This window comes from Epilithonimonas sp. (assembly GCF_032055105.1).
Classification (GTDB): Bacteria; Bacteroidota; Bacteroidia; order Flavobacteriales; family Weeksellaceae; genus Epilithonimonas.
Window position 1 is genome coordinate 49,245 of the sequence record NZ_DAMBRK010000003.1, and the last position, 16,929, is coordinate 66,173.

Below are 16,929 nucleotides of genomic sequence, written 5' to 3' on the forward strand. Positions count from 1 at the left end.
AGTCATTTTTTTATAGGAAGAATGAACGAAGGATGGTTGCCGCAACAATCAGAAAGATACACGCCCCGAACCAGCTGGCAGCGGTCTTACTGGTGTCAGGGTCACCGCTGCTAAACTTGTTGTAAACCTTTACGCCTCCTATTAATCCGACCACTGCACCAATGGCATAGATAAGCTGTGTCGCAGGTTCAAAATAAGAGGTGACCATCTGGGTTGCCTCATTGATTCCGGCACTTCCGTTACCCTGTGAAAAAGCATAAGGAGCAATCAAGATTGCCAGAAATGCACACATCAGTTTTTTTCTCTGTTTTTCCATTTTGTAAACATTTTGTTGTTAATGAGAACTGCTCTCTACAATACTCAGAAGCAAATGTGCTTTGGAAAAACAACTTGTTTTTAAGATGTCTCTTAGTGGCAGATTTTGTCTTTTAATTACTCTGAGCAGAGATAATTTTGTATTTTAGCACTACCTTCGAAAAATAGTGTAGGTGAGTAATCATAAATTTTAAAGAATGGCTAATCCTAGGCGTCCTATGTTCACCCCTCCAGTTTTAGAAAGCTTATGTAAAACAATCGGTGATACTGTTGATGGTTTAACGGGAACTGAAATTGGACAAATCTTAATAAATTCCAATATTGAAGATATAGATCCTTATGCAACAAAATGGAAGCGTTTATATGCTGCTTTTGCTAATTGGCAAAACATGAATCAATGTTCAAATCACATCTTAAGATTTATTCAGGACGCATTGCAACCTGTAAGATATGTTCGCAAAGAAGAATTATATGACTAGTCCTAAAATAGGTTTACAAGTTTTTAATTAAAATATTAATCCGGAAGATTTTGATTTTCCGGATTTTTTGTGGATTGTTTCCGGAGTTTTCATCTTCAGACTAAGATGTGGTCTTTTGTTGTTGTAAATATAAATACTTTCTTTCACCATTTGTTTTAAATCCTGAATGTTTTTGCATTTGTAAATTAAAAATTCCTGCTTCAATATTCCATTTATTCTTTCTGCTAAAGCATTTTGATAACAGTCATAGCCATCTGTCATTGAGGGTATTATTTTGTTTTCAACAAGTACTTTCTGATACACTTCGGAACAATATTGCAATCCTCTGTCTGAGTGATGAATAAGCGGAAGATGAGTCGTCCTGTTTCTCACGGCCATTTTCAGAGCTTTCACTACATTTTCAGCATTCATATTTTCACTCAGCTCGTAACCCATAATTTTTCTGCTGTAAGCATCCGTTACCAAAGATAAATAACAGACATACGTCTTGGTTTTCACATAAGTGATATCACTTACAAATACCTGTTCTTTTCTTTTGAGACAAGTCGTTTTCAAAAGATTGGGGTGTTTTCTGAGCCAATGCTTTGAAAAAGTGGTCCTTGTATATCTTTTCTTAGGATAAATAAGAAGGTTTTCTCTTCGCAAATAATTGAACAGCGCATCTCTGCCTATTTTTATGTTTTCCAGCCTGAATTTATTTTTAAGCAAATAATAAAGTTTTCTTGTTCCTATTCTGGGCTGTTCAAAACGAATCTCCTCAACGAATTGTTTAACTTTCCCCAATTCTTTTTCCCGAACACATAATCTTTGGCGCTGCTGGTAAATGGCTTGTCTGCTTATCCCAAACAATCTGCAGATTTTTGATAAACTCAATCCTTTTTCTTGGAGTTCTCTGACTGTTTGGGCGTAAACTTTTTTCGGATCTGCGTGCCGTATTGCTTGTCGGAGATATCAATCATCATATTGAGAACTTTGGTCTTCAGTTTCTCATCAGCTAATTCTTTCTCTAGTCTTTTAATCTTTTCGGCGGGTGTTTCTTTGGATTGTAACATGGTATGAATGGTGGGTTTGCTCCAATCTAAATTACCATATTTTCTAAGCCAAACCAAAACGGTGCTTCTACCTTGGATACCGTAATGTTTTTGCGCCTGTTTGTAAGTGAATTCGCCCTTTTCTACACGACTAACAATACCTAATTTAAAAGCCATTGTGTAATCTTGTTGTGTTCGCTTTTCTACTGTATTTTCTCGATTTTCCATAATAAGTCTGTTTTGTGTAAACTTATTTTAGGACGGGACAATATCATAATAGAAGGCTGGAGATCAACAAACGACTTTTGTTTATTGGCGTTGAGATTACGGATGAAGGAAGGTTTAGATTGGTTGATAAAGCAACGACTATTTCAGAGGCTGAAGGACGTGCAAACCGTTTAAAACAAAAGTTAGAAAATCGAAATACACATTTAAAAATTTATGAGTATTGTAGTGCTGAACTGCTAGTAGAAAATTATTTTCATTCTGTTTTTGAATCAACAAAAAGTATTGCTGATAGAATCAGAGATGTAACGGGATTACATAGTGATGGAAATGCTCTTGCGGACGCCGCATTTTCTACAACTAACCCACTGATAAAAATTAATGATTTTATCACTCCAACTGACCGAAGCGAACATATTGGCTTAAGTAATTTAATAAAAGGAGTTTTTGGACTAATTAGAAACTCTACAGCTCATGAACCAAAAATTAGATTTGAAATAAGCGAAGAAGAGGCACTAGATATTCTGACAACCATTTCTTATATTCATAAAAAATTAGACAAGATTGTGTAAAAAAGGGAGCTTATTTAAATAAACTCCCCAATGTCGAAACTGTCTGAAGAATTACTTCGCTTGGATGAAATAATCTCATCTTCATTCGAAATGCTCTCCTTTAATAAGCTGGCAATTCTTTTTGAAGCATCTCCTAATGAACTCTCTAGTAGATCAAAAAGCTCGGTTCCCTGAATTTTTTGAATGATATCTACTGCTTGTTGTTCTAAGTCAGGCTCCAGCGTCTCTTCCTGAAGCAGCTGACCCGCAGTACTCAATTCTTGAAAGGTAACCCCTGTAGCAACCCCGCTTTCAACATTAGAGTGCTGATACTTCCAATCTTCATCCTCCTGCCAATCTTCATTCTTGACTGAGATTTCACCGAGATTTTTAGCCGTATCAACATTTTCAAGTTCCTCTTCTGTAGTTTCTGATTCAAAATTATTTTCTTCTGTAAATGGTACATTGTTTTGTCCCTCATTGGTATCGATTGGCAATGGATGTCTTTCTCTTGGCTTAGTATCTCCCATAATCGACGGCAGATTTGTACTTTTAGTTACATTATCTTTTTCTCTAATACTAATTGAAAACTTTCTGTTTAAGAGAATCATTACGATAACAATAATTAAAACGATGATTATAATTTGTTCCATACTATTTAAGATTAAAAGATTGGACGGTATTTGTTATTGAAATCTTCAGTAATTTCCTTTTCAAACATTTCAAAATGATAAGCCAATATATTATCCAAATAAGCATATAACGGTATCTGATCATCAGCAATGATTTGAATAATTCGGGAAAGACGTTCGTGATACTCCGGACGGATATAGATACTTTTATCACCTCGCTTTGTCATTGTATGATGGGTCAGAAAATGCTCCACATAATTTAGATCTGATGATTTTCTACTTTTCAACTTATTTTTCGACGTATCTTTATCCTTTTGGATATTATTCTTTTCTTCACGAACTTCTTTTTTGGAACTTCCTGCCATTATGGACATCAGATAATGTTCATCTATATCGCTGTCCGCATTGTTATTTTTCTTTTCATTATCCATACTGCTATAATTTGACAATTCTTAAAAATTCTTCTACAAATTGATCAAGTCTGCATTGGCCTAATAACTTAGGATCTGCAGGCAGTAATGTCGAACGAAACACCATTTTTGTAATAACCTCCCCTTCTTTTCTAAATCTTTTACTATCCGTAATTGTGGTCTCCATCAACTGCAGTCCTAAATCTAAAATCACCTTACTGTAATTTTTGTATAACATTGTTCTCTCTCTTCCATCTACCTGATTCCAGAATAAATGGATACCTCGAATCTCCGTTTGATTTTCTTTCATCAAGATATTGGTTAATACATCAGTGAAACTTAAAGTACTTTCCAACACTACCCGATCGGCAGTTATGGGAGAAAAAATGTAGTTAACATTCGTTAGTGTTTTTAAAATACCAGCAGTATTAACAGTTCCAGGTAAATCTAAGAAGATGACATCAGGAGTAATCTCATTGTCATTAACATACGTTTTCATCTCTTCTAGAACCTTATCGGTTTTGCTCTGAAATATAGGATAAGCTTTTTTATTGATCGTCGTAAATTGTTTGTGAGCGATCTTTTTTAAAACCTCATTCTGCATAACTATTTTTAAATCACGCTCTCTCATCTGTAATAAACTGTATTGCGGAAAATCACAGTCAAAAACCGCAACTTGATAGCCCATCCGATAATGAAGAATACTTGCTATCAACGTTGTAAATGTACTTTTACCAACCCCTCCTTTTTGAGTGGAAAATGCAATAACTGTTGGTTGTTTCTTTGTTTTCATTTTTTTTAAATTTTAATTAAACCTTATTTTCAGAATGGTTGACTGCAAGTCTTAAGGCAGCAATGATTTCAATAAGTCTATTTTGCTATCTACATAGTTGGCAGAAATTCCTGCTAACTAGATAGCCTTACGACATTCATTACTCAATGCAGCCCTTCTTGCAATCCTGATAGATAGATTTTCTGAGTTCTATCACTCAACAATAAACTATTGACGTCTGGAAATCCTGAAGGCAGGAATACAAGATCTAAAAGAATCAAGATTTCTATCAAGTCAGCATTTGTGAAGTCCTGCTCTCAATCTGATGCAAATGAAAAACATTTGTATAGCAGTGCTTTTGTAATGGTCGGCTTTGGAATTATGTGTCATTCTTTGGCATTGTCCCCTGTACTGTTTTTCTTATCGATAGTGGCTTACTTTGCTTCAGAAGGCTGAGGAGGTTTTGAAATAGGATGGTCTAAATTGATAGGGGTTTTTAAATCTATTTTATTAAAGACATATCCTTTCACCCGAAAGGGGCAAGTTATGTTTTGAGTGCCTCATAACTTTTTTCGTGCCTCAAAACAACTTGCCCGGGCTGGGGCTTTAAAAATCACTCCGAAGTCGTGATTTTCTTAAAATTAAATTGGAGAATATGGAAACAAATAAAAACAATAAAGGAGGGCGTAAACCTAAGCTGAACCCTAGCAAAAACAGATATGTATTTAGACTTACGGATGAAGAAAACATCCATTTTTTAAAGTTATTTGATGCTTCGGGAATGGCTAACAAAGCAAAATTTATTACAACAATCTTGTTTCAGAAAGAATTAAAGATTATAAAAGTAGATGTTTCAACGATGGACTACCATACACAACTGACTAAATTATTCTACCAGTTTCAGTCCATTGGAAACAATTATAATCAAATTGTAAAAATTCTTTATCGAAATTTTACAGACAAAAAAGCGTCATTGTACCTCTTTAAACTTGAAAATCATACGAAAGAACTGGCATTAATCTGTAAACAGATTATAGAGTTGACCAAAGAATTTGAGCTAAAACATATTCAAAAAAACACTGATAAATGATTGCTAAAATCGGAAAAGGCGAGAATATGTGGGGCGCACTTACCTACAATCAGCAGAAAGTGGACAATGAAAATGGAGCGGTTCTCTTCACAAATAAAATTCCAGATTTATGGGATCGTCCCTATTCTGTCAATTTTTTTCGTAAGTATTTTGAACCCTACTTAATTGCCAATAATAAAACTGAAAAACCAGTAAGACATATCTCTCTAAATCCAGACCCAGATGATAGGGTTGATGATTCAACTTACAGAGAAATGGCTCAGCAATATATGCAGGAAATGGGGTACGCCAATCAACCCTATGTCGTTTTTAAGCACACTGATATCGACAGGTCACATATTCATATTGTAACCACCTGTGTTCAGCTTGACGGTAAGAAAATACCTGATAACTATGACCATCATCGATCGATGGATGCTTGTAGGAAAATTGAAAAGCAATATAATTTAAAAGCTGCCAATGAAATACAAAGCACCAATCAAAACTTAATTTTTAAACCGGTTGATTACGACAAAGGAAATGTCAAGACTCAGATGTCATCTGTACTCAGACATATTCCCAAGACTTATAACTTTCAAAGTATAGGTGCATACAATGCTTTACTCTCTCAATTTAATATCACTTTTGAAGAAGTCAGCGGAGAATTCCATGGAAAAATGAAAAAAGGAATTGTTTATTTTGCTATTGATGAAAACGGCAAAAAAGTAAGTCATCCTTTTAAATCATCGCTATTCGGGAAGCATGCAGGCTTGGAGAATATTCAAGCAATCATTGAGAAGTCCAGAGTTGAAATGAAAAATAACCCTTCAATATTGATTCTCAAAAGAACAATAGAAACAGCAATCACCACCAGCAACTCTGAAGATTCTTTTAAAATGCAGCTCCAGGAACAGGGAATCGCTACTGTCCTTAGAAAAAATGAGCAAGGTCGAATATACGGGATCACATTCATCGACCATCCTTCTAAATCAGTGTGGAATGGGTCACAGCTTAGTAAAGAGCTTTCCGCCAATGTCTTCAATGGGATGTGGAATCAAAGAGAAACGAAACCTGAAGTAATGTTCAACAATAATCTTCCAGAAAACTCATTTCAAGAAAACACTACCGAGCAATTTGTTGCTGAAAGCATATCGGAATTATTTGATGGACTATTTAACGGCTTGTTATCTTCAGACGCAAATAGTGATCAGGAGGAACAAATTTTTGAATCTCAAATGAACAAGAAACAACGAAAAAGAAGAAAAAAATAACCTATCATATGTGATAGGCTATTTTTAAATTAATCTAAGATTTTTTTAGTGAGGTTACGGTCTGTATAATGACAGACAGCATTACAAAAAATAAACCTACATAAAATGAAAAGTTAACCTCCCTGCCTTCATTAAAAAATAGAAATGCAATAATAATTGCATAAAGCGGTTCTAAATTTAAACTGAGATTAACCGTAAATGCAGAAAGCTTTTTTAGAATTTCAGTGAAAGTAATGTAGATAAAAACTGTGCAAAACCCAGCCAGTAAAAACAGGTAAATAGTATTCTTTAAATCCGGAAAAATACTTTTTTCCGGAAAATAATGAAGATAAATCGGTAGCATTAATCCTAAACCAGCAGTTCCTGAAATCATTTGATAATAATTGATAAGCTTGCTGTCGTAAGTTCTGACAAGCTTTTGGTTATAAATCGTGTAAAGAGAGGCAAAAGCTGGAGAAATAACACCTAATATAATTCCAATTTTAAATGAACTGTCAAAATGGAATATTAAACTGATTCCAATTATTGTCAGACCACTTAATAATAATTCGGAAACTTTGATCTTCCGACGATTAATCAAAGGATCAAAAATCGCTGTGAAAAAACTTGCCATACAATAGCAGACAACTCCTATCGATATATTGGAATATTTAATACTTGCATAAAATAGTAGCCAGGACGTCGTGATCAAAAGACCAACCATGCCAATTTTTAGCTTTTCCAACAAAGATATTTTTGTATCTAACTTGTAGATTCTAACAATAAAAAATAAAATGATTGAAGAAAATAAGACCCTGTAAAAGGTTATCAATCCTTCGTTTAATGTTACCAGTTTTCCGAAGATTCCGGAAAAGCCTAATAGTACTACAGAAAGGTGTAGTAAAATATATGATTTTTTCATAATGAACAAAGTGTCCGCTTAAAACAAAAAGCGAAGATTTAAAATTTAATAATTGGGGAAATAAGCAATAGTCCTCTGATTTCATTAACCAGTGGATCTGCTTCTCTTTTAAAGAATAATTAAATTAAGCTCTTGGCGGCGGAAGGCAACTTAATCTGTTCATAAGAATTTTTTGAAGAGACGAATATACGTAAAAGTATGCTTAATACAATTGGTGCATTTAGATATCATCATCAAAAACACCTCAATATGATCGATAATGCCAACGCAAGTAAATCAATGACGATCACAGTCAATTAGCATTTATTTCTGCATAGTCTGCTATCTATGCTATTAAAAACATATGCAGGGAGAAGACGATTTAAGAGGACTTGCCAAAATTATGGCGTTTATGAGGGCTGTAAGTATCATTCTAGTTCTAATGCATCTTTATTGGTTTTGTTATGGATTTTTTGCTGAACGTCAATGGACACTGGAACTTATCAATAAGATACTCCATAATTTTAATAAGACTGCAGGACTATTTTCTCAAAGCATCTATTCTAAGCTGTTTGCAGTTGTTCTACTGGGTTTAAGCTGCCTTGGCACTAAGGGTGTTAAGAATGAAAAGATCACTTGGAAAAATATAATTATCACTTTTGCTTTAGGTTTTTTCCTATTCTTTCTAAATTCTATTCTATTACAGCTTGCTTACAGTTTTATAGCAGTGCTTTATATGATTTCTACAGGAGCCGGATATATTCTTCTAATGCAGGCAGGAGTATGGATGAGCCGTCTACTCAAAACAAATTTAATGACCGATGTTTTTAACAGCGAGAATGAAAGCTTTCAACAGGAAACAAAATTACTTTATAACGAATATTCAATCAATCTTCAAACGAAGTTTTATTATCAAGGTCACTGGCATCATGGATGGATCAACGTCGTCAACCCTTTTCGTGCCACCATCGTTTTAGGAACACCGGGTTCTGGAAAATCCTACGCAGTCGTAAACAACTATATCCGACAGCACATAGAAAAAGGATTTTCGATGTATATCTACGATTTTAAATTTGATGATTTGTCCACCATCGCTTACAACCATCTTTTGAATCATTCAGACGCTTACAAAATAAAGCCAAAATTTTATGTCATCAATTTTGACGATCCTAGAAAAAGTCATCGTTGTAATCCTCTAAATCCTGATTTCATGACAGATATCTCTGATGCTTATGAGGCTGCATATACGATTATGCTGAATCTCAATAGAAGCTGGATACAAAAGCAGGGAGATTTCTTCGTCGAAAGTCCTATTATTCTTTTAGCCGCTATCATCTGGTTTCTAAAAATTTATGATAATGGGAAATACTGTACTTTCCCCCATGCCATTGAACTATTGAATAAAAAATATGAAGATGTCTTCACAATCCTGACGTCATATTCTGACTTAGAAAATTACCTCTCCCCTTTTATGGACGCCTGGCAAGGTGGAGCACAGGATCAGTTACAAGGTCAGATTGCATCGGCAAAAATTCCGCTATCAAGAATGATATCTCCCCAACTCTATTGGGTCATGACAGGTGACGACTTTTCTTTAGATATCAATAATCCCAATGAGCCTAAAATTTTATGTGTAGGCAATAATCCAGATCGTCAAAATATATACTCAGCTGCCTTAGGACTTTACAATTCTAGAATCGTAAAGTTAATCAATAAAAAAGGACAGCTGAAAAGCTCCGTCATTATAGATGAGCTTCCTACGATTTATTTCAGAGGCTTGGATAATCTGATTGCTACCGCTCGTAGTAATAAGGTTTCTGTATGTCTTGGATTTCAGGATTTTTCTCAGTTGACAAGGGATTATGGAGATAAAGAAAGCAAAGTGATTCAAAACACAGTCGGCAATATATTCAGCGGTCAGGTGGTGGGTGAAACTGCTAAAGCACTTTCAGAACGATTTGGAAAAGTACTTCAAAAAAGACAGAGCATTTCAATTAATAGAAACGACACTTCAACATCTATCTCTACCCAACTGGATAGCCTGATTCCAGCATCAAAAATCTCAACATTGACTCAGGGTTTTTTTGTTGGAGCGGTTTCAGACAATTTTGATGAAAGAATCGAACAGAAAATATTCCATTCAGAAATTGTAGTAGACAGTGCTAAGTTGTCATCAGAAGAAAAATCATATCAAAAGATTCCAGATATAGCTTCTTTTATCGATGACAATGGAACAGACACTATGAAACAAGACATCGAAAACAATTACCGTCAAACTAAAAAAGACATTTTAAATATTATTGAAAATGAAATGGAGCGTATTAAAAATGATCCTGAACTGCAGCATTTAATACAGGATACCAAAAATTAAAAGGTAAAAGTGCTTAGATACGCCTTGTATGTTGATTGTCATTAGTACTTTTTATTTGTGAAGTCTCGCTTTGCACTTGAGATTGCTGATTGTTTTCATCATTTTCTGTTGGTGAAATTGACAGCTGTATTTTCCTTTCAACAGAAGCAAGTTCCGTTTTGAGATCCTTTAATCGACTATCTTTGGACCAGGAAGCATTCATTAACTCCACAAGAACAGGCAGATCTTTTTGTATGTCAGCAATTTTTTCCTGCTCTTGTGTCATATAACCTGATAGCTTTTCCAAAGCCCTTAAAAAGTTCATTGATGCTGTTTCGTGATCTTTTGCCATCAAACCATTATTGAAAGTATATTTGATGTTTCCTTCGCCCTGTATCATAAAACGGTTCACCCGAATGTCTATACCCTCCTTTTCCATCATCTCAGTTTTTACGAGTAATGTAAAACCATATAAACTTCCAATTTCTTCATATTGACCTCCTGTCCGAGCCTTGTCCGAAATCTGATTCAGTTTTGCCCCAATTTGCTTAGGCGTACAATTAGGAGGTAAACCGTCTAACAGAACAGGATTCTCCATTGTTCCATCTGTATTCTTTTTTAGCCTCTGCTTTAAGTTTGAAAGATCAAGACTCATCCTGTTAAATCGAGATTGAGCGCTTTCAAGCAGCTCATTGTAATCTTGAACTTTATATTTAGCACTCGACTTAGATCGATTGAAGGATTGTTTTTCACTTTCCAATCCTGCAATCTGCTTTTCAAGTTTAGCTTTATCCAGCAAGTCTGTATTCCCAGATAAGATGGCAACGTACTCTGAAAAATTCATCCCTGATTTTTCATCCATACTCCCCTCATCTATCGTTCTTTTTCCTAAACTATTATTTTTTAACTGGTCAATAAAAAGCTGTTTATTATAAAGCAAATTGAATTTATAACTATCTAAAGATTTCTCAACCGCATAAATGATGACAGCAACTTTGTTCTCGGCAAAAAACTTAGCGATCTCGTTACCTTTTCTTATAGCTCTACCATCTCGTTGCGCAAGGTCTGAAGGCCGCCACGGTGTATCCAAATGATGGACAGCTACTGCTCTTTTCTGCGCATTCACTCCTGTTCCCAGCATACTGGTAGACCCGAATAAAACTCGGATTTTCCCCTCGTTCATCCCGTCAATTGATGCCTGTCGCTGTTTATCATTCTTTGCTTCCTGAATAAAACGGACTTCGTGGGCGGGAATGCCAAAGTCCTCCACCAGCTTTCTTTTAATCTCAGAATAAACATTCCATTCCCCTGGTTTATAAGTTCCCAAATCTGAGAAAACGAATTGCGTTCCCTTTTGCGCATTAAATTCTTTATAAAATTTAGCGATATTTGCAGCACAGTGCGAAGCTTTGTTATTAGGGTGGTCTTCATATTTTCCACTAACCATCCGCATATCAAGCGACATTTTACGTGCATAATCTGTCGCAATTAACATCTTGGCCTTCTCTTCTCTTTCGGTCAGTGGCAGCCGTCCCAGCAAAGTAGCATCTCCCGATTTAGCAAACAGCATCAGACTCTTTATAAAGTTTTCCTGATCTGGTGTCGGAGGAATATTATACAACACTTCATTCTTTTCAGGACGGTCAATTCCTATATCCTTAGCCGTTCTGTAATCGGTGATCTCTGAATAGAATTGTGCCAATTCAGGGACTTTGATAAAATACCGAAAGCGTTCTTTAGCAACAATATTGTTAGCGACAGAAAATTCATAATCGGTTGTCTTCCTTGCGTAAATAGCAGCCCAGGCATCAAATGAATGGATGCCCTGTTTTTCTAATGCCCGTGGACGTAAATACTTAAATAATAGATAGAGTTCTGTCAACGAATTGCTGATTGTAGTACCGGACAGAAAAGTGGCCCCCATATCTGCATTGGTACGATCCTGTATAGTACGGATGGCAAAAAGCAAATTCATAGCTTTTTGACTGCCATCTACATTACCGAGTCCGGCAACTCTTGTGTGTCGGGTATTGAACATTAGATTTTTGAACTGGTGACTCTCATCTACAAATAAATGATCGATACCCATCATCTTAAAATCTACAATATCATCTTTTCGATTCTCGATATCGTACTCAAGAGTTTTCAGCTTTACCTCAAGGTTTTCTTTGCGCTTGATAACACCCGCAAGAATACCTCTGGTCACTTCTTTACCCTGCGCTTGTAAAGCATCAAGATTACAATCCACACTCTCCAATTCTATTTCAAGTATTTCTTTTTGCATTTCAGGTGACTGTGGAATCATTCCAAACTGGTCATGAGTAAGAATTACGCAATCCCAATCATTGTTCTTAATATCACCAAAAATTCGAAGACGCTTACTGGGCGTAAAGTCATCAATGCCGGGATAAAGAATTTTGGCATGAGGATACGCATTTCTGTAGTCCGCTGCAATGGCGGGAATATTGGCTTTTAGTCCAATAATCATCGGCTTATGCACTAATCCCAAACGCTTCATTTCCTGTGCCGCCGTACACATTACCAATGTTTTTCCAGCACCTACTTCGTGGTCACAGATCGCACCATTGTTCAGCTTTATCATCCAGACCGTATCCTTTTGACTTGAGTATAAATCTTCGATACCGGCTCCTCTGCGGTCTAATCCCGGAAAATCCTGATGGCTGCCATCATATTTAGGGCGAACAAAACAATTAAAAGTATCATTGTACTGATCTTTAAGGCTTGTTTTAAATTCATCATTCTGTGTATGAAGCCACTCATTAAATGCTCCCCTGATTTCATCGATTTTGGTATTAGCCATCTGAATGGCTTCCATATCCCGAACTTTTACTTCGGTATCATTAACCTTGATCTTCTTAGTAATATCGGGTGTCGTATTAACTAGAGCGTGCTTCAGCAGTGCAACACCGTCAAATGTCCTGCTTTCTGCCTTTACTGCATATTTTTCCCAAATCAGCATATTCCCCTGCTTACATTTTACTGAAAAATCATCAGAGCTATCAGAATAATGTATCGTCACATCAGTATCAAACAATTGAGATGCAAACCGTTCATAGACATCGGTAGAAATCCAACGCTCTCCCAGATTAAAATCCAGCTCTTCAAATTCTATTTGCTGAGGTCTAGCCTCCTCTAAAGCCTTAAGACTTTCCTGAGCGTCCTTGTCATCTGGATTGTTATCAAGATAATTTCTGACCCAGTTAGCTTTCTCAACAACATTTCCGGAGATCCAGCGTTCTGAAATTTCATATTCCTGTTGAATTGGATTGTAAAACAAACGGTCGCCTAAAGCTTCTTTTAATGCATCTGAGGATAAACCGCTAACTTCGGACATAAAGTCCAAATCGACATTTCCATATTTGTTTAATGAAGCAGCTAATGCTTCTTCAGGATTATCTGTAGCCAGGGTTTTTGTTGAAAAACTAACTGGACGACTAAAAATATCAGCTTTGTGAATAACGCCCCCAACAACACGTTCTAAATAAGGAATTTCTTTACCCGCACTATCAGTCTTTATTAATTTGATATTGTCTGCTGCATTTATATTTCCATATTTTCTGGTAAAGGCACTGTATAGTTTATTTAATAATTCCCTTTCTTCTCGGTGTTCACTTTGCTTCTCCGTCTCCTTTTGATAAAGATCGAGATAACAGTCCCTGATTCCAATATAAGCTTCAGCTCTTGCCATCTGCAGAAAGGACAATCGTAAGGGATGAAATATTGCTTTGCCATCATTTTTATCTACATCTTTAAGATATCCTACTATCCCATTATTGAGAACCAAACAATCATTTCGGTGGAAACTTCTTAATTCTCCACTATAAAAACATGGTTCAGTAATTTTGCTCCTGAAAAGATCTGACGGTACAGACTGCCCGTCATCTTTAGTTTGGGAAAATAAGTTACCAATAACTTCATTTTTATTTTCCGACACTAAAGCAATGCTAGCACTTTCTATATATCTTTGATTATCTGGGGTTTTATCCTTTTGTGCAGGACTAAATAGATTAGCTTGATAATCACCAGTTATAGACTTTTTGTTTACATTTCGTTTTCTTTCAGAAGCAGTTTTTTTAGGAGCTGCTATGGCCTCTAAGCTTATTTCTTCATTTTCAAAAAGATCGAAGATGCTCATTTGTTTTAATTCAGGAACTCTTTCTTGACTTGGAGTCTCATCAAGATTTGGTGCTGTTTTTTGAAGAACAACTACTTCCTCTTTGATGAAAGCTGTTACTCCTTTTGTTGATAATACTTTATCATTCTGTTTACGGTTGGACAAGCTTACATTCAGATGTCTACCAAAATCTTCCGAAAGCATTCTTTTTAAATCTCCCGCAATACCATCTACTCCATCCTTATGTAAATAAACCAAAGCACGCTGTCCGTAAGGATCTGTATCTATTTTAGCACTAGTATGGATAATTCTTGTATTATCAGTAAATAAAGCATTACTTGAGATGTTATCGTGAGTTTGTATACTCTGGCAAAAGAGTTGTTCTGCTTCACTCAAACTTTTCTTTACAGTGTTCTTCTGAAGTATAATTAAATCGCTGCCAACCTCTGTACCAGCATCATTCGTAAATAAATTATTAGGCAGCCTTACTGCAGAAATTAAATCACTACTCTCCATTAAAGCTCGACGAACAGGTTCATTTTTCGCGCTGTTCAGAATCCCTTGTGAAGTAATAAAAGCCAAAACACCTCCATCTCTAATCATATCCATACCTTTTAAAAAGAAGTAATTATGAATGCTTCGAGCGGCCTGTTCTTTTACAGCATTTTTGCTCCGTGAGTAAGAAAGATCAAAGACGGATGTATTACCAAAAGGAATGTTACTGGCAACAAGATCATAGCTATTTTGTTCACTTTCCGAAATTTCCTCAAAACCGCTTACTCGAATATTGCTTTCCGGATATAGTTGTTTAAGAATTTTTCCAGTCAGCAAATCCTTTTCATATGCAGTAACAATGCTGTTGTTGTTTTGTGAGAAAGACTGAACAAACGAACCAACACCAGCAGATGGTTCCAGAAATTTGTTAATCAAAAAACCACTTTCATTTAAAGCTGAAGACAAAGCATCTATAACTTTAGGTGGTGTATAGAAAGCCGTAAGCACTGATGCTTTCATACTTTCTACAAACTTTCGATACTGTTTTTCGTCTACAGAATTATCTCTGAGCAGTTGATGAAGCTCTTGAGTGATTCTAAATAAATCTTGTTCCGTTTTTCTCCATCTGTTAATGTCAATATCATTTTCTACTGGATTTAAAACAAACTTAAGTCCTCCAAATCCACTGTACTGCTGTAAAAGCATTCTCTCACCTGCAGTAGCTCTACGATTCTCTTTTTCAAGCTTGAAAACAATCCGGAGCGAATCAATATTCTGTTGCAGGTGGAAACGCTTATTGAAGCCCATTTTCCTCAATCCATTTTGTGATGGTTCCCGTCAGTTCAGTGTATAATATATCGAACTCTAAGCTATAAGCGAAATCATCAGTTAGTAAATACCCTTTGAACAAAGGCTCGCACACAGATAGCATTTTTAAGGCAAACGCCTGAAGCTCCTCATCAGCCATAATAGTATCGAACTCATTGCAAACGACTTGGAAAACGGTAGCAAACTTTGAAAAATGCAAGTCCTCGAAAAGTATAGAATGGGCTATTTCTTCACACTGTTCAACGGAGTTACCTGAACTGAATGCTCCATCATAGGCAATGGCTGCCCAAGAAGATCTTTGATTTATAAATTTCTGATCATATAACTTTTCAGGAAAACTGCTTTTAAGGAGTTCGAGTAATCGTAATCTGAAATACGACAAGTCTCTTTTCTGTACATCCATACTTTTTTTTTAGAATTTCTTTTAAATCCTAAAATTATAAGCAGATGTAAAGTATGTCGAAGTTATTGTAGGCTTAGGCGCTTAAAAAAAGTATTTGGCGCTCCTGAAAGTGATGTCTGCAAAGTAGCACTCGTAGAAATACACAGAAAGAGATTGATGTAAATGAGAAAACCTCAAATGTCAGTAATCAACAAATGAGGTTCGATCGGTACTACTCGCCTTCTGTATTTAGAAAATGCCGATTGAGATTTTCACTTACTAAATTCAGGAATTTTGTTGGACCTTGTTTTCGGTTTCGAATTTCGAATATGGTTTTATGAAAGTTACCCAAGTCAGTATCCAATGACTTCTCCACAAATTTGATGACCTCACTCAGTTCAACATTTCCACCATTGAAGCAGCGCATGTGGTACAAGGCATATACTAATTCAATTAAACCAACTTTTGAAGCTGACCACAATAAAGGAGATACCATCTTTCCGCTGACGTTATCACTCAGATTTTCAATTTGCTTTTTTAAATACTGGTCAAAATGCTGACTGGCCATAAACCGGGCTATCAAATGATCGTGGGAAGTAGTAAAACTTGTATCAAAATTGTAAAAGCCAAAAGACAGCTTCATTTTTAAGTCATAAGAATTTCTGACGAATATTTTATGATCGAGATAGGTTGCCTCCCTGCGATAATAACTATAAAATTCAGACTGCTCAAAGTAAAACTTCTTTAGCTTTTCCTGCTCTGCTTCATAATACTTTTTCATGGCTTTACTTCCTGCATTGGGTTTATGGGACTCAACATCAAGGATTGTACAATAATAAATAAATTTTGATATGAATTGGGGTTTTAGTTTTTTAAAGAAATGAATTTCTTCGCCTTTGTTTTCAAACTTGTGTGGCGATATCATTTCTTTAACTTTCCGAATAGCTTCATCAATTAAAACCAATGATTTTTCAGCGAGCTTGACCATATCTTTATCATCATCATAAACCTCATTAATATTTAACTCTAATTCATCATGCATTTGTGTAATTTTTCTAAAAATAGTTTTTGTTACCATGTCCTTTTTTTAGAAATTTACAAAAA

At 35.7% G+C, this 16,929-nt stretch carries 15 protein-coding genes; 6 read left to right on the top strand and 9 right to left on the bottom strand.

The window, feature by feature from the left end:
• Positions 1–10 precede the first annotated feature (10 nt).
• Entirely contained in the window at positions 11–316 is a 306-nt protein-coding gene (locus tag RTY06_RS03050; protein ID WP_059153796.1) for a DUF4134 domain-containing protein, read from the bottom strand.
• Between the two features lie 196 nt (positions 317–512).
• Here RTY06_RS03050 and RTY06_RS03055 point away from each other — a divergent pair, with 196 nt between their 5' ends.
• Entirely contained in the window at positions 513–794 is a 282-nt protein-coding gene (locus RTY06_RS03055) for a hypothetical protein (RefSeq protein ID WP_312822727.1), read from the top strand.
• 27 nt (positions 795–821) lie between these two features.
• On the opposite strand, the gene RTY06_RS03060 is transcribed toward RTY06_RS03055, so the two are convergent.
• Positions 822–2,053 (bottom strand): IS3 family transposase gene (locus RTY06_RS03060; protein WP_409450822.1). Its coding sequence is split into 2 segments (ribosomal slippage): positions 822–1,714 and positions 1,714–2,053, totalling 1,233 coding nucleotides; the frame shifts between segments, so codons are not numbered across the junction.
• A gap of 77 nt (positions 2,054–2,130) precedes the next feature.
• Between RTY06_RS03060 and RTY06_RS03065 the strand changes: the two genes are divergently transcribed.
• Complete coding sequence (locus tag RTY06_RS03065; RefSeq protein ID WP_312822730.1) at positions 2,131–2,622, top strand: TIGR02391 family protein; 492 nt, start codon at positions 2,131–2,133, stop codon at positions 2,620–2,622.
• 14 nt (positions 2,623–2,636) lie between these two features.
• On the opposite strand, the gene RTY06_RS03070 is transcribed toward RTY06_RS03065, so the two are convergent.
• Genes RTY06_RS03070 through RTY06_RS03080 form a run of 3 tightly spaced genes read right to left on the bottom strand, consistent with a single transcriptional unit; the run spans position 2,637 to position 4,436 of the window.
• Positions 2,637–3,254, bottom strand: a complete 618-nt coding sequence (locus RTY06_RS03070; RefSeq protein WP_312822731.1) for a hypothetical protein — start codon at positions 3,252–3,254, stop codon at positions 2,637–2,639.
• Positions 3,255–3,265: 11 nt separating this feature from the next.
• Positions 3,266–3,664 (bottom strand): DUF3408 domain-containing protein, encoded by a 399-nt coding sequence (locus tag RTY06_RS03075; protein WP_312822733.1) that lies wholly within the window; start codon positions 3,662–3,664, stop codon positions 3,266–3,268.
• 4 nt (positions 3,665–3,668) lie between these two features.
• A complete protein-coding gene (locus RTY06_RS03080) occupies positions 3,669–4,436 on the bottom strand; it encodes a ParA family protein (RefSeq protein WP_312822734.1) in 768 nt (255 codons plus the stop codon).
• Between the two features lie 210 nt (positions 4,437–4,646).
• Between RTY06_RS03080 and RTY06_RS03085 the strand changes: the two genes are divergently transcribed.
• The 3 genes from RTY06_RS03085 (at position 4,647) to mobB (ending at position 6,755) form a co-directional block, all read left to right on the top strand.
• Entirely contained in the window at positions 4,647–4,871 is a 225-nt protein-coding gene (locus tag RTY06_RS03085; protein WP_312822735.1) for a hypothetical protein, read from the top strand.
• Positions 4,872–5,070: 199 nt separating this feature from the next.
• A complete protein-coding gene (gene mobA, locus RTY06_RS03090) occupies positions 5,071–5,505 on the top strand; it encodes a conjugal transfer protein MobA (protein WP_312822737.1) in 435 nt (144 codons plus the stop codon).
• A complete protein-coding gene (mobB, locus tag RTY06_RS03095) occupies positions 5,502–6,755 on the top strand; it encodes a conjugal transfer protein MobB (protein WP_312822739.1) in 1,254 nt (417 codons plus the stop codon). Before mobA ends, mobB begins: the two co-directional genes overlap by 4 nt.
• Before the next feature lie 34 nt (positions 6,756–6,789).
• Here mobB and RTY06_RS03100 read toward each other — a convergent pair whose 3' ends face one another.
• Positions 6,790–7,656, bottom strand: coding sequence for a DMT family transporter (locus RTY06_RS03100; protein ID WP_312822740.1), 867 nt, complete (start codon positions 7,654–7,656; stop codon positions 6,790–6,792).
• A gap of 343 nt (positions 7,657–7,999) precedes the next feature.
• Here RTY06_RS03100 and mobC point away from each other — a divergent pair, with 343 nt between their 5' ends.
• Positions 8,000–10,006 carry a conjugal transfer protein MobC gene (mobC, locus tag RTY06_RS03105; protein ID WP_312822741.1) on the top strand — a complete coding sequence of 669 codons (2,007 nt, stop codon included), beginning with the start codon at positions 8,000–8,002 and terminating at the stop codon, positions 10,004–10,006.
• Between the two features lie 13 nt (positions 10,007–10,019).
• On the opposite strand, the gene RTY06_RS03110 is transcribed toward mobC, so the two are convergent.
• The 3 genes from RTY06_RS03110 to RTY06_RS03120 form a co-directional block, all read right to left on the bottom strand.
• A complete protein-coding gene (locus RTY06_RS03110) occupies positions 10,020–15,422 on the bottom strand; it encodes an N-6 DNA methylase (protein WP_312822742.1) in 5,403 nt (1,800 codons plus the stop codon).
• Positions 15,409–15,846 (bottom strand): DUF1896 domain-containing protein, encoded by a 438-nt coding sequence (locus RTY06_RS03115; RefSeq protein ID WP_312822744.1) that lies wholly within the window; start codon positions 15,844–15,846, stop codon positions 15,409–15,411. Before RTY06_RS03115 ends, RTY06_RS03110 begins: the two co-directional genes overlap by 14 nt.
• A 211-nt stretch (positions 15,847–16,057) precedes the next feature.
• Positions 16,058–16,903 (bottom strand): RteC domain-containing protein, encoded by an 846-nt coding sequence (locus RTY06_RS03120; RefSeq protein WP_312822745.1) that lies wholly within the window; start codon positions 16,901–16,903, stop codon positions 16,058–16,060.
• Positions 16,904–16,929 lie beyond the last annotated feature (26 nt).

Bases quoted from the DNA above. Each gene is read 5' to 3' on its own strand.
- RTY06_RS03115 (WP_312822744.1), bottom strand. From the start codon at position 15,846: ATGGATGTACAGAAAAGAGACTTGTCGTATTTCAGATTACGATTACTC.
- RTY06_RS03070 (WP_312822731.1), bottom strand. From the start codon at position 3,254: ATGGAACAAATTATAATCATCGTTTTAATTATTGTTATCGTAATGATT.
- RTY06_RS03075 (WP_312822733.1), bottom strand. From the start codon at position 3,664: ATGGATAATGAAAAGAAAAATAACAATGCGGACAGCGATATAGATGAA.
- RTY06_RS03080 (WP_312822734.1), bottom strand. From the start codon at position 4,436: ATGAAAACAAAGAAACAACCAACAGTTATTGCATTTTCCACTCAAAAA.
- RTY06_RS03055 (WP_312822727.1), top strand. From the start codon at position 513: ATGGCTAATCCTAGGCGTCCTATGTTCACCCCTCCAGTTTTAGAAAGC.
- mobB (WP_312822739.1), top strand. From the start codon at position 5,502: ATGATTGCTAAAATCGGAAAAGGCGAGAATATGTGGGGCGCACTTACC.
- RTY06_RS03050 (WP_059153796.1), bottom strand. From the start codon at position 316: ATGGAAAAACAGAGAAAAAAACTGATGTGTGCATTTCTGGCAATCTTG.
- RTY06_RS03100 (WP_312822740.1), bottom strand. From the start codon at position 7,656: ATGAAAAAATCATATATTTTACTACACCTTTCTGTAGTACTATTAGGC.
- RTY06_RS03120 (WP_312822745.1), bottom strand. From the start codon at position 16,903: ATGGTAACAAAAACTATTTTTAGAAAAATTACACAAATGCATGATGAA.
- RTY06_RS03110 (WP_312822742.1), bottom strand. From the start codon at position 15,422: ATGGGCTTCAATAAGCGTTTCCACCTGCAACAGAATATTGATTCGCTC.
- mobA (WP_312822737.1), top strand. From the start codon at position 5,071: ATGGAAACAAATAAAAACAATAAAGGAGGGCGTAAACCTAAGCTGAAC.
- mobC (WP_312822741.1), top strand. From the start codon at position 8,000: ATGCAGGGAGAAGACGATTTAAGAGGACTTGCCAAAATTATGGCGTTT.